The sequence below is a fragment of the Rhizobacter sp. genome (assembly GCF_032229685.1).
Taxonomy (GTDB): Bacteria; Pseudomonadota; Gammaproteobacteria; order Burkholderiales; family Burkholderiaceae_C; genus LMDS01.
Genome location: NZ_JAVTWP010000041.1, coordinates 1 through 12,465, shown reverse-complemented (window position 1 = coordinate 12,465; position 12,465 = coordinate 1). Strand labels below are relative to the sequence as shown.

Here is a 12,465-nt window from a genome sequence, read left to right as displayed (position 1 = left end):
ATCTCCGGGGTTCGATTCAGCGCGCCGACGTGAAGGCGCCCAAGACTTTCAGCGTGCCGATGAACGCATCGAGGCGCGGCTTCATGAAGTCGGGCTGCACCGCATCGGGCTCGCCGAACTCGAGCAGCTTCGACGCACGCTGCGCGTCGCGCGGCCAGGCCTGGGCGTCGCGTGGCACCGGTGTGCCGGTGGCGGCGAAGTCGAACCAGTGTGTCACGGCCCGGCGCGCGGCCTCGCGGTCCTGTTCGGTCACTGGCGCGCCGAGGCACTGGCACACATCGAGCGTGCCCATCGTCAGCGCGATCTCGGCGCCGTGCGCCACGCCGGGTTTGCTGCCGCGCACGCCAGCGGGCACATAACCGTAGTAGTAGCGCCAGGTCGGCGCGCGTGCGCTGTGCAGGTAGGCGATGCGCCGCGCAAACGCGGTGAACGCCAGGTCACGCACGGTCTGGCGGCCGAGCTGCTCGTCGTTCAGGCCTTTCGGGTAGAGCGACCTCACGGCGATGCGTGCGGCGCCCAGGCGCTTGATGAGGGCAGCAGGGTCCATGCCGAACTCGACCGCCACGCTGCCGTCGTCGCTGGTGTTGCCGATGATGAGCGGCAGAGCCGCTTCGCTGCCACTTTGAAACGCGGACAGGATCGGTCGCGGCAGAGCAGCGTCACCCACGATGAAACCCGGTGCCAGCGAGAGCTCGTTGCCTTCGAGCTTCTCGAAAGCATCGGCAGGCACGGCGCGCAGTTCAGCCGAAGTGGCCCGGGCCGCGTTCAGCTGCAGCGCGGTGGCGACCTTCACTGCCGTGGCGCGTGCCTTGGCCAGCGTGTGGCTCGGAATGCCGTACGGGCTCTGCGCGATGCCCTTGTGGAACAGGCCTCTGGCCAGCGGCGAGCTGAACAAGGCGAGCACGCTCTCGGCGCCGGCCGACTGGCCGAAGATCGTCACGTTGCCCGGGTCACCACCAAAGGCCGCGATGTTCTGCTGAACCCAGCGCAGCGCAGCGATCTGGTCGAGCAAGCCGAAGTTGACATCGGCACCCGCCTTTGCGCCCGCAATCGACGGGTGCGCGAAGAAACCGAGCGCACCGAGCCGGTAGTTGATCGTCACGACCACCGCGCCACGCTGCGCCAACGGGGCGCCGTCGTAGATCGGCAAACCGCCGGCACCGAAGATCAAGGCGCCGCCGTGGATCCACACCATCACGGGCAGTTTGGCGGCCGGCTCGGCACGCGGCGTCCACACATTCAGGTTCAGGCAGTCTTCGCCCATCGGCCGCGGGTCACCGGCGCCGCTGCCGATCGACAGCGCGGGATTCTGGAAGCACGACAGGCCACGTTCGAGTGCGGGGCGCGTGCCTTGCCAAGGCACAGCCGGCTGCGGCGCACGCCAGCGCAGGTCACCGACCGGCGGCGCGGCGTAGGGCACGCCCTTGAACGCGAGCAGGCCCGCATCGGAGCGGCCCTGAACGAGGCCGGTGCGGGTGGTCACCACCGCGTCGACCGGCCCGGCCGCGCGCACTTCGTGAGGCATGAACATCGGGCTCGCGAAGGCAAGCGCCAGAGCAAGGGTCCACGCGCAGGTTCTTTTCATCGGTCGATTCTGCAGCAACGGGGCTGGCGCTTTTCGACACGGCGTCAGCGCGCGGCTGCTACGCTACGCGGCACATCGAACGAATCCCGCGGGCGCACAGCGTGGCCGCGGGCAGACCTGCCTTGAAGACACTGAACCTCAAGCACGACGCCCTGCTTCGCCTTGCACTCGTTGCGAGCATCACGGCGGCTGCCGCGTGGCCAGCGCTGGCGGCCGACCCGGCGGACTGGTCAGCGCCCGTGAAGCCGTTTCGCATCGCCGGCAACATCCACTACGTCGGAACGAAAGGCCTGGCCGCGTACCTCATCGTTTCGGAGCGCGGTGCGATTCTTCTGGACGGAACCCTCGCCAGGAACGCTGCCCAGGTCGAACGCAATATCCGGCGTGTCGGCGTTCCGCTGCGCGATGTCAGGCTACTGATCAGCGACCACGCTCACGACGACCACGTGGGGGCGCTGGCACGAATCAAGCGCAACACGGGTGCGCGCTTGCTGGCGAGCGGCGCAGACCGTTGGGCGCTCGAGCACGGCCGGCCGCGCGGCGAAACGAACTACGGCGTGCGGCCGTTTCCACCGGTGAAGGTGGATGCGGTCGTTGAAGATGGCGAGACTGTCCGTCTGGGCGACATGGCGCTGACCGCGCATCTCACCCCCGGCCACACACCCGGGTGCACGAGCTGGAGCACGACGGTTGTCGACGATGGCGGCACACCGCGCCGTGTGCTGTTCCTGTGCAGCATCACCGTCGCCGGCAACAAGCTGGTCGGCAACCGCGTTTACCCCGGCATCGCCCAGGACTACCGCGCAACATTCGCCAAGCTCGCCGCCACGAAGGCCGACATTCTTCTCACCAGCCACCCCGAGATGGCCGAGGTGCTCGAACGCGAGGCGCGCCGCCAGGCCGGACAAGCCGACGCCTTCGTCGACCCGGCGGCGCTCCCGGCGCTGGTGGATGACATGAGGGCAGCGTTCGAGACCGCGCTGGCCGAGGCAGAGAAGACGGCGAAGTAGCCTGCGTCGGCCGCAGGCGCCGCCGATCACCTCAATAGTGTGGCGGCAACTCGTCTCGCAGAGACCGAAAACTCCCCGGGTCGGCCGCACGCGCCTGCTCACGCATCTCGATCACTTCGCGCTGCAGACGATCGATCTGCGCCTGCTGGCGAACGATCACCTCGTTGAGCCGTTCGACCAGGTCTTCGGTGAAGCTCGACTTGATCTCGAGCTCCATCAGCCGCTGCTCGACGCGCTCGCTGCTGTTCATGTCGCGGCGCCTCAGGTCACCGGTGCCGGGTTGAACAGCACCAGCGCGTTGTGCAGCTTCCAGTGCTCGGCCCAGGTTTTCTTGCGGCCGCTGGCCACGTCGAGCATCAGGCGGAACATGTCCCAGCCCACTTCTTCGATGGTCTTCGAGCCGTCGGCGATGCTGCCGGCGTTGATGTCCATCAGGTCGTGCCAGCGCCGCGCCAGGTCGCTGCGTGTGGCGACCTTGATCACCGGCACCGCCGCCAGGCCGTAGGGTGTGCCACGGCCGGTGGTGAAGACGTGCAGGTTCATGCCGGCCGCGAGCTGCAGCGTGCCGCAAATGAAGTCGCTGGCCGGCGTGGCGGCGTAGGTCAGGCCCTTGGCCTTGAGCTTCTCACCCGGTGAGAGCACGTTCGAGATCGGCGCCGAGCCGCTCTTGACGATCGAGCCCATCGCCTTCTCGACGATGTTGGACAAGCCGCCCTTCTTGTTGCCCGGCGTGGTGTTGGCGCTGCGGTCGACCTTGCCACGCTGCAGGTAAGCGTCGTACCAGGCCATTTCCTCGATCATGCGTTGTGCCACTTCGGGCGTGGTGGCGCGCGAGGTGAGCTGGTCGATGCCGTCGCGCACTTCGGTGGTTTCAGAGAACATCACGCTCGCGCCGGCGCGCACCAGCAGGTCGGTGCAGTAGCCCACAGCGGGGTTGGCGGTGACGCCCGAAAAAGCGTCGCTGCCGCCGCACTGCACGCCGACCACGAGCTCGCTCGCCGGCACGGTTTCGCGCACGCGGGCGTTCAGGCGTTCGAGGTGCAGCTGCGCGGTCGACATGATCGAATCGACCATCGACATGAAACCCACGTGCGCGTCGTCTTGCAGGCACACCACGTCGAGCGCGGCTTCGGCGCTGGCGCCCACGTCGGCCACGCTGCGTTCGTCGACGATCGCGAACGAGCCGGGCGGCAGCAAACGTTCGGGCTGCAGCTTCTCGCAGCCCAGGCTCACCACCATCACCTCGCCGCCGAAGTTCGGGTTCAGGCTGATGTTGCGCAGCGTGCGGATCGGTATCTCGGCGCCCGGCGCGTCGATCGCCACGCCGCACCCGTAGGTGTGCTCCAGCCCGACCACATCGTCCACGTTCGGAAAGCGCGGCAGCAATTCGGCCTTGATGCGCTGCACCGCGAAGTCAAGCACGCCGGCCACGCATTGCACGGTGGTGGTAATGGCCAGGATGTTGCGTGTGCCCACCGAACCGTCGGCGTTGCGGTAACCCTCGAAGGTGTAGCCCTCGAGGGGCGGCTGCGCGGCCGGCTTCACGGTGGCGATGGGCAGTTGGTCGTCGAGCTCGCGCGCATCGGGCATCTGCAGCAGGCGCTCGTGCACCCAGCTGCCGGCTGCGATGTCTTTCAGCGCATAGCCGATCGCGATGCCGTAGCGCAATACCGGCGCGCCGGCTTCGATGCCCACCAGCGCCACCTTGTGGCCTTGCGGCACGCGGTCGCACAGCACCAGCCCCGACGGCAGCGGTGCGCCGGCCGGCAGGCCGCCGTCGTTGGCGACGATCGCGACGTTGTCGCGCTCGTGCATGCGGATCGTCAACGGCGCCGCGGCGGAGGTGGTCTCGGGCATCGAAAGCTCCTGATGACTCTTCGGCGCGTCAGTCGGCGGTGATCTTGCCGACCTCGATCACCTGCTTCCAGCGTGCGAACTCCGAAGCCTGGAACGCGGTGAACTGCTCGGGCGTGTTGCCGACGATCTCGAAGCCGAGCTCGAGCAGCTTGGGCTTCACCGTCGGGTCGTTCAGCGCCGCCACGATGCCGTCGTGCAGCTTGGCCTTGATGTCGGCCGGCAGGCCCTTGGGCGCGGCGACGGCTTGCCACGAGTACACGGTCACGCCTTTCAGGCCCGACTCTTCCATCGTCGGCACGTCGGGCAGCAGCGGCGAGCGCTTGCTGCTGGTGATGGCCAGCGCGCGCAGCTTGCCGGCGCGGATGTTGGTGATGCCGGTGTTGATGTTCATGAAGGTGGCGTCGACCTGGCCGCCGAGCAGGTCCGACATGGCCGGCGCGCCGCCCTTGTACGGGATGTGCAGGCCGGTCGTCTTGGTCTGCTGCCAGAACAGCTCGGCCGTGAGGTGGTCGCTCGAGCCGTTGCCGGCGGAAGCGAAACTCATCTTGCCGGGGTTGGCCTTGTGGAAGGCGATCACGTCGGCCAGCGTCTTGTGCGGCGAGTTGGCCGGCACGGTCAGGATGTTCGGCGCCTGCACCGCCACGGTGATGTAGTCGAAGTCTTTCAGCGCGTCGTACGGCGCACCCTTGATCAGGTGCGGCGCGATCACGAACGGCCCGAGCGACGAGACGAAGATCGTGTAGCCGTCGGGTGCCGCACGCTTGACGATGCCGGCGCCCAGGGTGCCGGTGGCCCCGGCCTTGTTGTCGACGATGAAGTTCGCGCCGAACTTTTCCTGCAGCTTGGGGCCCACGGTGCGGGCGATCATGTCGGTCGAGCCACCGGGCGGGAACGGCACCAGCAGTGTCACGGGCTTGTCGGGCCAGGCGGCTTGCGCGCTCGCCATCGTGGCGAGGCCGAAGGCCAGGGTGGTCAGAATCTTTCTCATGGGTTGTCTCCTGAGGAATGAGGCGCTACGGCACCGGGGTTTGAAAAGCGCGGTCGAGGCGGGCTCGCCGACGGCGGGGCAGAGAAATCGGTGCGTCACGGCTGGACGCCCACTTCGGCGTGTTCGCGCGTCCAGGCACGGGCCTGCTCGCTCAGGCTGACACCCAGGCCCGGGCGCGTGGGCACGATCATGCGGCCGCCCTTGATCTCGAGCCGCTCGTTGAACAGCGGTTCGAGCCAGTCGAAATGTTCGACCCAGGGCTCGGTGGGGTAGGCGGCGCCCAGGTGCACGTGCAGTTCCATCGCGAAATGCGGGGCGAGCATCAGGTTGGCGTGTTCGGCCTGCGCCGCGATCTTCAAGAACGGGGTGATGCCACCGACGCGCGGTGCATCGGGCATCAGGTAGTCGGCGGCGCGGTGGCGGATCAGCTCACCGTGTTCGGCGGCGCTGGTCAGCATCTCGCCGGTGGCGATGGGTGTGTCGAACTGCGCGGCAAGCGCGGCGTGGCCTTCGTGGTCGTAGGCATCGAGCGGCTCTTCGATCCACACCAGGTTGTATTGCTCGAAGATGCGGCACAAACGCTGCGCGGTCGGCCGGTCCCATTGCTGGTTGGCGTCGACCATGATCGGCACCGCGTCGCCCAGGTGCTTGCGCACCGCCTCGACGCGCTGGATGTCGAGCGCGCCGTTCGGCTGGCCCACCTTGAGCTTGATGCCGCCGATGCCCCGTTCGATCGAGGCCGCGGCGTTCACCTTCAACTGATCGAGCGGCGTGTGCAAGAAGCCGCCCGAGGTGTTGTAGCAGCGCACCGAGTCACGGTACGAGCCCAGCAGCTTGGCCAGCGACAAGCCGGCACGTTTGGCTTTCAGGTCGTAGAGCGCCACGTCGAACGCGCCGATCGCCTGCGTGCTCAACCCGCTGCGGCCGACCGACGCACCGGCCCAGCAGAGCTTGTTCCAGAGCTTGGCGATATCGCTCGGGTCTTCGCCGATCAGCGCAGGCGCGATCTCTTTCGCATGCACGAACTGGCCCGGGCCGCCGGCACGCTTCGAGTAGCTGAAGCCCAGCCCTTCATGGCCTTGCGCCGTTCTGATCTCGGCGAACAGCATCGCGATCTCGGTCATCGGCTTCTGCCGGCCGGTCAACACCTTGGCGTCGCTGATCGGCGTGGCCAGCGGCAGGTAGCACGACGACAGGCGCACCCAGGCAATGCTGTCGCCAGAGCTCGTGGGCGCGGTGTTCATGGCGCGGGTGTTCCTTTGATGGCTTCGAAACGCTGGCCGAATTCCTGGCGCAACTGCTTGCGCACCTCGGCCGCCGAGTGGCGCCGCTTTTCGTCGGGTGTGGCCGGCACGAGCGGGCGCACCGCCACCGGCTTGCGCTGGTCGTCGACCGCCACCATCGTGAAGAAGCAGCTGTTGGCGTGGCGGGTTTCCTGGGTGCGGATGTTCTCGGTGATCACCTTGATGCCGACTTCCATCGACGAGGTGCCCGTGTGGTTCACCGCCGCCAGGAAGGTGACCAGCTCACCCACGTGGATCGGCTGGCGGAACATGACCTGGTCGACCGACAGCGTGACCACGTAGCGCGCGGCATAACGGCTCGCGCACGCGTAGGCCACCTGGTCGAGAAACTTCAGGATCGTGCCGCCATGCACGTTGCCGGCGAAGTTGGCCATGTCGGGTGTCATCAACACCGTCATCGTCAGCTGGTGAGCCGGCCTGTCCACGTTCATCTCCTTCAGGTCGCGCCGTGGGCTTCGACGTAGAGCGCGTACACCGAGTGGCAGCTCGCCATGTAGAGGCGGTTGTTCTTCGGCCCGCCGAAGCAGAGATTCGCGCAACGCTCGGGCAGCCGAATATGCGCGATGGCCTTGCCCTGCGGGTTGAACACCATCACACCGTCCAGGTCTTCAGACTTGCCCTTCAGCTGGTACACCTTGCGCCCGCCCACGTCGCTGGGCTCGGCCTGCAAAGCGCCGTTGCTGCCCCAGCCGCACCACAGGTTGCCGTCGCGGTCGACACGGAAGCCGTCGAGCGCGCCCTGGTCGGCGGCGTCGATCAGCTTGGTCTTGTTCGAGACGCTCAGGCCGTCGGCCGAGACGTCGTAGCTCCAGATGCTGCGGTTCGGCGTGCCTTTCCATTCGACCACGTAGAGCTTCTTCTCGTCGGGCGAGAACGCCAGCCCGTTCGGGTTGACGAGTTCGGTGATCACGGCGGTGATCTTGCCGTCGCTGCCGATGCGGTACACGTTGGTCGTGGCCTGCTCGGGTTTGGCGCGCGTGCCTTCCCATTCGCCGTTGATGCCGAACACCGGGTCGGTGAACCAGACGCTGTCGTCGGACTTGACGACGATGTCGTTCGGCGCGTTCAGGCGCTTGCCTTCGAAGCTGTCGGCCAGCACGGTGAGCTTGCCGTCCTTCTCGGTGCGCGTGATGCGGCGCGTCACCGAGTGCTCGCAGGTCACGAGCCGGCCCTGGCGGTCGCGCGTGTTGCCATTGGCGTAGTTCGCCGGGCCGCGGAAGACGGTGAAGCTGCCGTCTTTCTCGCTGTACTTCATGATGCGGTTGTTCGGAATGTCGCTCACCAGCAGGTAGCCGCCTTCCGGAAAGTACACCGGCCCCTCGGCCCAGCGCATGCCGCTGCCCACCTGCTCGATGGTGCTGCTGTAGATGCGGTACTTCGTGAAGCTCGGGTCGAGGATCTGCACCGACGGATCGGGGTAGCGCTGGTTCGGCTTGAACTCGAACGACTGCGCTGCGGCGGCGCCGCCGAGCGCGGCCAGGCCGGTGCCGGCCGCGGCCTTCAGAAAGCCGCGGCGCGGGTTCGTGGTCTCTTCCTGCATGGGTTCGTCTCCGTACTTTTTTGGTTTGTCTGCGGCAGCCGGCCGCGCGGTCACACGGGAACCGGCGGCCTCAAGCCTTGGCCACGTCGTGGCCCGCCATCAGCTCGAGCGCTTTCACCAGTGCCGAGTGGTCGAGATCGCCCATGCCGTTGGCAGCGCACACCTGCATCAGCTGCGCGGCGCTCGCCGTTTGCGGCAAGGCGACGCCGAGTTCGCGCGCGCCCTGCATCGCGAGGCCCAGGTCTTTCTGGTGCAGGCGGATGCGGAAGCCCGGGTTGAAGGTGCGCTTGATCATGCGTTCGCCGTGCACTTCGAGAATGCGGCTGGCCGCAAAGCCGCCCATCAGCGCCTGGCGCACCTTGGCCGGGTCGGCACCGGCCTTGCTGGCGAACAGCAGCGCTTCGCTGACGGCGGCGATGTTCAGCGCCACGATGATCTGGTTGGCCACCTTCGTGGTCTGGCCGTCGCCGTTGCCGCCGACGAGCGTGATGTTCTTGCCCATCTTCTCAAGCAGCGGGCGCACCTTCTCGAACACGGCTTCGTCGCCGCCGCACATGATGGTCAGCGACGCCGCCTTGGCACCGACCTCGCCACCCGAGACCGGCGCATCGACGTAGTCGGCACCGAGCGCGTTGATCTTCAAGGCGAAAGCCTTGGTCGCGATCGGCGAGATCGAGCTCATGTCGACGACTGTTCTGCGGGCACCGGCGGCCGAAGCCTGCAGGCCGGCAGCCACGCCGTTTTCGCCGAACAGCACCGCTTCCACGTCGGGCGTGTCGGGCACCATCGTGAAGATCACCTCGGCCTGGCGCGCCACGTCGGCGGCGCTGGCGCAAGCCACGGCGCTTGACGCTTTCACGCTGTCGGGCACCTTGCCACGCGTGTTGACGAAGAGCTGGTGGCCAGCGTTGAGCAGGTTCAGGGCCATGGGCGCGCCCATGATGCCGAGGCCGATGAATCCGATTTTCATGAGGGTTCCCTGGTGTGAAAGAAGTGGGTGCCGGCGGGCCGCTCAGCGGTCGAGCGCGGGGCGCTTGGGGTTGAAGGCCCAGCCCGGAATGAGGTACTGCATCGCCACCGCGTCGTCGCGCGAGCCGAGGCCGTGTTGTTTGTAGAGCTGGTGGGCCTTTTCGACCTCGGCCATGTCGAGCTCGATGCCGAGGCCGGGTTTCTTCGGCACCTGCACCAAGCCGCCCTCGATCTGGAAAGGTTCTTTGGTGAGGCGCTGGCCGTCTTGCCAGATCCAGTGCGTGTCGATCGCGGTCACCTTGCCGGGCGCCGCGGCACCGACGTGCGTGAACATCGCCAGCGACACGTCGAAGTGGTTGTTCGAGTGCGAGCCCCAGGTCAGGCCCCAGTCGCGGCAGGTCTGGGCCACGCGCACCGAGCCGGCCATGGTCCAGAAGTGCGGGTCGGCGAGCGGAATGTCGACCGACTGCAAGGCGAGCGCGTGGCTCAACTGGCGCCAGTCGGTCGCGATCATGTTGGTGGCCGTGGGCAGGCCGGTGGCGCGGCGGAACTCGGCCATCACTTCGCGGCCCGAGAAACCGTCTTCGGCGCCGCACGGGTCTTCGGCATAGGCGACGACGCCGCGCATGTCGCGCATCAGGCGGATCGCGTCTTTCAGCAGCCAGCCGCCGTTCGGGTCGAGCGTGACGCGCGCTTTCGGGAAACGTTCGTGCAAGGCCACGATCGCTTCGACTTCTTCGTCGCCACGCAGCGCCCCGCCCTTCAGCTTGAAGTCGTTGAAACCGTAGCGCTCGTAGGCCGCTTCGGCCAGGCGCACGATGGCTTCGGGTGTCATCGCCTTTTCATGGCGCAGACGCGACCATGCGTTGTCGGCCTCGGGCTCGCTCGCATACGGCAGGTCGGTCTTCGCCTTGTCGCCGACGTAGAACAGGTAACCCAGCATCTCGACCGAATCGCGCTGCTGGCCTTCGCCGAGCAGCGCCGCCACCGGCACGCCGAGGTGCTGGCCCAGCAGGTCGAGCAAGGCCGACTCGATGGCGGTGACGGCGTGGATCGTGGTGCGCAGGTCGAAGGTCTGCAGCCCGCGACCGCCGCTGTCGCGGTCGGCGAACTTCTGCTGCACCTGCTGCAGCAGGCGCTGCTGCGAGCCGAGCGGCTGGCCAACGATCAACTCGCGGGCGTCTTCCAGCGTCTGGCGGATCTTCTCGCCGCCCGGCACTTCACCCACGCCGGTGCGGCCGGCGCTGTCGGTCAGGATCAGGAGGTTGCGCGTGAAGAACGGGCCGTGCGCGCCGCTCAGGTTGAGCAGCATGCTGTCGCGTCCGGCGACGGGGACCACGCGCAACGCGGTGATCGACGGTGTGGAAGGGCTGGGCATGGCGAACTCGGCGAGCGTTGAAAAAGCAGCGGGCGGCGCCTGAAAAGGCACGCCCGAATGGTAGCGCTACCTTTCCAGAAACTCAAGCCCGGGGAACTGCGTATTCGGGGTGTTACGCGCTTTGCCGGTCGACGACCGAAAAGCCGATGTCGATGACCCGCTGAGCCACGCCGCGGCCTTCGGCGCGGTCGACGATGAACTGCGCCGCCTGGCGGCCGATGGCCGCGCCGTTGATGTGCACCGTGGTCAGGGCCGGGTGCAGGTCGGCGGCGAAGTTCAGGTCACCGAAGCCGACGACCGCGAGTTGCGAAGGCACCTTGATGCCCCGCGCCAGGGCTTCGGTCATCACGCCGAGCGCCAGCAGGTCGGAACTGCAGAAGACCGCGTCGACCTCGCCACCACCACCGAGCAACTCGCGCAGGGCGCCCCGCCCGCTGCGCAGCGTGGTCGGCGCGGGCACGACGACACGGCGCACTTCGGGCAGGCCGAGTGCGAGCGCCGCGGCCTCGAAGGCACCGAGCCGGCGCGTCGCGCGCTCGTCGTCACCGGCCACCACGGCGAAGCGGCGCCGGCCTTTGGTTTGCAGGAAAGCCGCGACCGCGCGACCCACTTCCACATGGGAGAAACCGACCAGCATGTCGATCGGCGTGGGCGTCAGGTCCCAGGTTTCGACAACCGGGATGCCCGAGGCCAAAAGCCGCCTTCGGCCTTCGGCCGAATGCATGATGCCGGTCAGCACGATGCCGTCGGGCCGCCGGCCGATGATCGCTTCGAGCAGTGCGTCTTCACGCGAGCCCGAGTAGCCCGACTGCCCCAGCATCAACTGGTACCCGCGCTCGGCCAGCGCCTCGGTGAGCGACTGCACGGTTTCCAGAAACACCGGCCCGGCGATCGTGGGCACCACCGCAGCGACGAGCCGGCTGCGGGTCGAGGCCAGCCCGCCGGCCAGCAGGTTCGGCACGTAGCCGGTGCGGGCGACGGCGTCGCTGACCTTCTTCAGCACATCGGCCGAAACCTGGTCGGGGCGGTTCAATGCGCGCGACGCGGTGATGGGCGCCACGCCGGCCAGCTTGGCCACGTCGTGCAGCGTCACGGCGCCGCTGCTGCGGCGGGCGCGACGGGGCTGGGTGGCATCGAGCGTCATGCGCCATTCTAGGCAGATGACAGCGCTACCGTAATGGCTGTGGCCCAGAATGACAAACCCCTTCGGCCTTGCGGTCCGAAGGGGCGGGTGGCTTGCGCCACCGTTTGGAGATCCAGAGGAATGAGGTCCGGGGCTCCTATAGCGCAGTGACTGCGCCGGTTGGTTTGCCTGCATGCAGGCTCTTCAAACTTAGGTGACCGAAGGCGCCTCTTCAAGAACGATCGTCTGCGCACATGCCCTCTTGTCAGGGCGCGGCTTTCATGATGCTTTCGAGCAGTCCTTGCACCCTCGCTTCGACGGCCGCTTCCATGCGGATCGGTCGGCCCCACTCGCGTGCCGTTTCGCCGGGCCACTTGTTGGTGGCGTCGAGCCCCATCTTGCCGCCCAGGCCGCTGACCGGCGAGGCGAAGTCGAGGTAGTCGATCGGCGTGTTTTCCACGAGCGCGGTGTCGCGCACCGGGTCCATGCGGGTCGTGATCGCCCAGACCACTTCCTTCCAGTCGCGGATGTTCACGTCGTCGTCGGTCACGACGATGAACTTGGTGTACATGAACTGGCGCAGAAAGCTCCAGATGCCGAACATCAGGCGCTTGGCGTGGCCCGGGTAGCTCTTCTTGATGCTGACGATCGCCATGCGGTAGCTGCAGCCTTCGGGCGGCAGGTAGAAGTCGACGATCTCCGGAAACTGCT

Annotated in this window: 11 protein-coding genes and 1 pseudogene; 1 reads left to right on the top strand and 11 read right to left on the bottom strand. The window is 67.3% G+C overall.

The annotated features are described in order from the left end of the window. Positions 1-16 precede the first annotated feature (16 nt). On the bottom strand, positions 17-1,585 hold the full coding sequence (locus AC30PD_RS20645) for a carboxylesterase/lipase family protein (RefSeq protein ID WP_489537572.1): 1,569 nt from the start codon (positions 1,583-1,585) through the stop codon (positions 17-19). 101 nt (positions 1,586-1,686) lie between these two features. Here AC30PD_RS20645 and bla point away from each other — a divergent pair, with 101 nt between their 5' ends. Beyond that, entirely contained in the window at positions 1,687-2,595 is a 909-nt protein-coding gene (gene bla, locus AC30PD_RS20640; RefSeq protein WP_489537571.1) for a subclass B3 metallo-beta-lactamase, read from the top strand. A gap of 31 nt (positions 2,596-2,626) precedes the next feature. Here bla and AC30PD_RS20635 read toward each other — a convergent pair whose 3' ends face one another. The 10 genes and pseudogenes from AC30PD_RS20635 to AC30PD_RS20590 all read right to left on the bottom strand — a co-directional run. Then, positions 2,627-2,845, bottom strand: a complete 219-nt coding sequence (locus AC30PD_RS20635; protein ID WP_489537570.1) for a SlyX family protein — start codon at positions 2,843-2,845, stop codon at positions 2,627-2,629. An 11-nt stretch (positions 2,846-2,856) separates the two neighbouring features. Beyond that, a complete protein-coding gene (gene garD / locus AC30PD_RS20630) occupies positions 2,857-4,452 on the bottom strand; it encodes a galactarate dehydratase (protein WP_489537569.1) in 1,596 nt (531 codons plus the stop codon). A gap of 28 nt (positions 4,453-4,480) precedes the next feature. Continuing rightward, entirely contained in the window at positions 4,481-5,440 is a 960-nt protein-coding gene (locus AC30PD_RS20625) for a Bug family tripartite tricarboxylate transporter substrate binding protein (protein WP_489537568.1), read from the bottom strand. A 95-nt stretch (positions 5,441-5,535) separates the two neighbouring features. Next, on the bottom strand, positions 5,536-6,684 hold the full coding sequence (locus tag AC30PD_RS20620) for an L-talarate/galactarate dehydratase (protein ID WP_489537567.1): 1,149 nt from the start codon (positions 6,682-6,684) through the stop codon (positions 5,536-5,538). Beyond that, entirely contained in the window at positions 6,681-7,169 is a 489-nt protein-coding gene (locus AC30PD_RS20615) for an acyl-CoA thioesterase (RefSeq protein WP_489537566.1), read from the bottom strand. The genes AC30PD_RS20620 and AC30PD_RS20615 overlap by 4 nt, the downstream gene beginning before the upstream one ends. A gap of 11 nt (positions 7,170-7,180) precedes the next feature. Further along, a complete protein-coding gene (locus tag AC30PD_RS20610; protein ID WP_489537565.1) occupies positions 7,181-8,284 on the bottom strand; it encodes an SMP-30/gluconolactonase/LRE family protein in 1,104 nt (367 codons plus the stop codon). A gap of 70 nt (positions 8,285-8,354) precedes the next feature. After that, positions 8,355-9,254, bottom strand: coding sequence for a 2-hydroxy-3-oxopropionate reductase (locus AC30PD_RS20605; protein WP_489537564.1), 900 nt, complete (start codon positions 9,252-9,254; stop codon positions 8,355-8,357). A gap of 42 nt (positions 9,255-9,296) precedes the next feature. Then, positions 9,297-10,631 (bottom strand): glucarate dehydratase, encoded by a 1,335-nt coding sequence (gene gudD, locus AC30PD_RS20600; protein WP_489537563.1) that lies wholly within the window; start codon positions 10,629-10,631, stop codon positions 9,297-9,299. 112 nt (positions 10,632-10,743) lie between these two features. Then, positions 10,744-11,775 carry a LacI family DNA-binding transcriptional regulator gene (locus AC30PD_RS20595; RefSeq protein WP_489537562.1) on the bottom strand — a complete coding sequence of 344 codons (1,032 nt, stop codon included), beginning with the start codon at positions 11,773-11,775 and terminating at the stop codon, positions 10,744-10,746. 244 nt (positions 11,776-12,019) lie between these two features. Next, positions 12,020-12,465, bottom strand: a pseudogene (locus tag AC30PD_RS20590) (3-octaprenyl-4-hydroxybenzoate decarboxylase); the annotation flags it as partial.

Coding starts and splice junctions, on each gene's coding strand:
- AC30PD_RS20645 (WP_489537572.1), bottom strand. CDS start 1,585: ATGAAAAGAACCTGCGCGTGGACCCTTGCTCTGGCGCTTGCCTTCGCG.
- AC30PD_RS20635 (WP_489537570.1), bottom strand. CDS start 2,845: ATGAACAGCAGCGAGCGCGTCGAGCAGCGGCTGATGGAGCTCGAGATC.
- garD (WP_489537569.1), bottom strand. CDS start 4,452: ATGCCCGAGACCACCTCCGCCGCGGCGCCGTTGACGATCCGCATGCAC.
- AC30PD_RS20625 (WP_489537568.1), bottom strand. CDS start 5,440: ATGAGAAAGATTCTGACCACCCTGGCCTTCGGCCTCGCCACGATGGCG.
- AC30PD_RS20620 (WP_489537567.1), bottom strand. CDS start 6,684: ATGAACACCGCGCCCACGAGCTCTGGCGACAGCATTGCCTGGGTGCGC.
- AC30PD_RS20610 (WP_489537565.1), bottom strand. CDS start 8,284: ATGCAGGAAGAGACCACGAACCCGCGCCGCGGCTTTCTGAAGGCCGCG.
- AC30PD_RS20605 (WP_489537564.1), bottom strand. CDS start 9,254: ATGAAAATCGGATTCATCGGCCTCGGCATCATGGGCGCGCCCATGGCC.
- gudD (WP_489537563.1), bottom strand. CDS start 10,631: ATGCCCAGCCCTTCCACACCGTCGATCACCGCGTTGCGCGTGGTCCCC.
- AC30PD_RS20595 (WP_489537562.1), bottom strand. CDS start 11,775: ATGACGCTCGATGCCACCCAGCCCCGTCGCGCCCGCCGCAGCAGCGGC.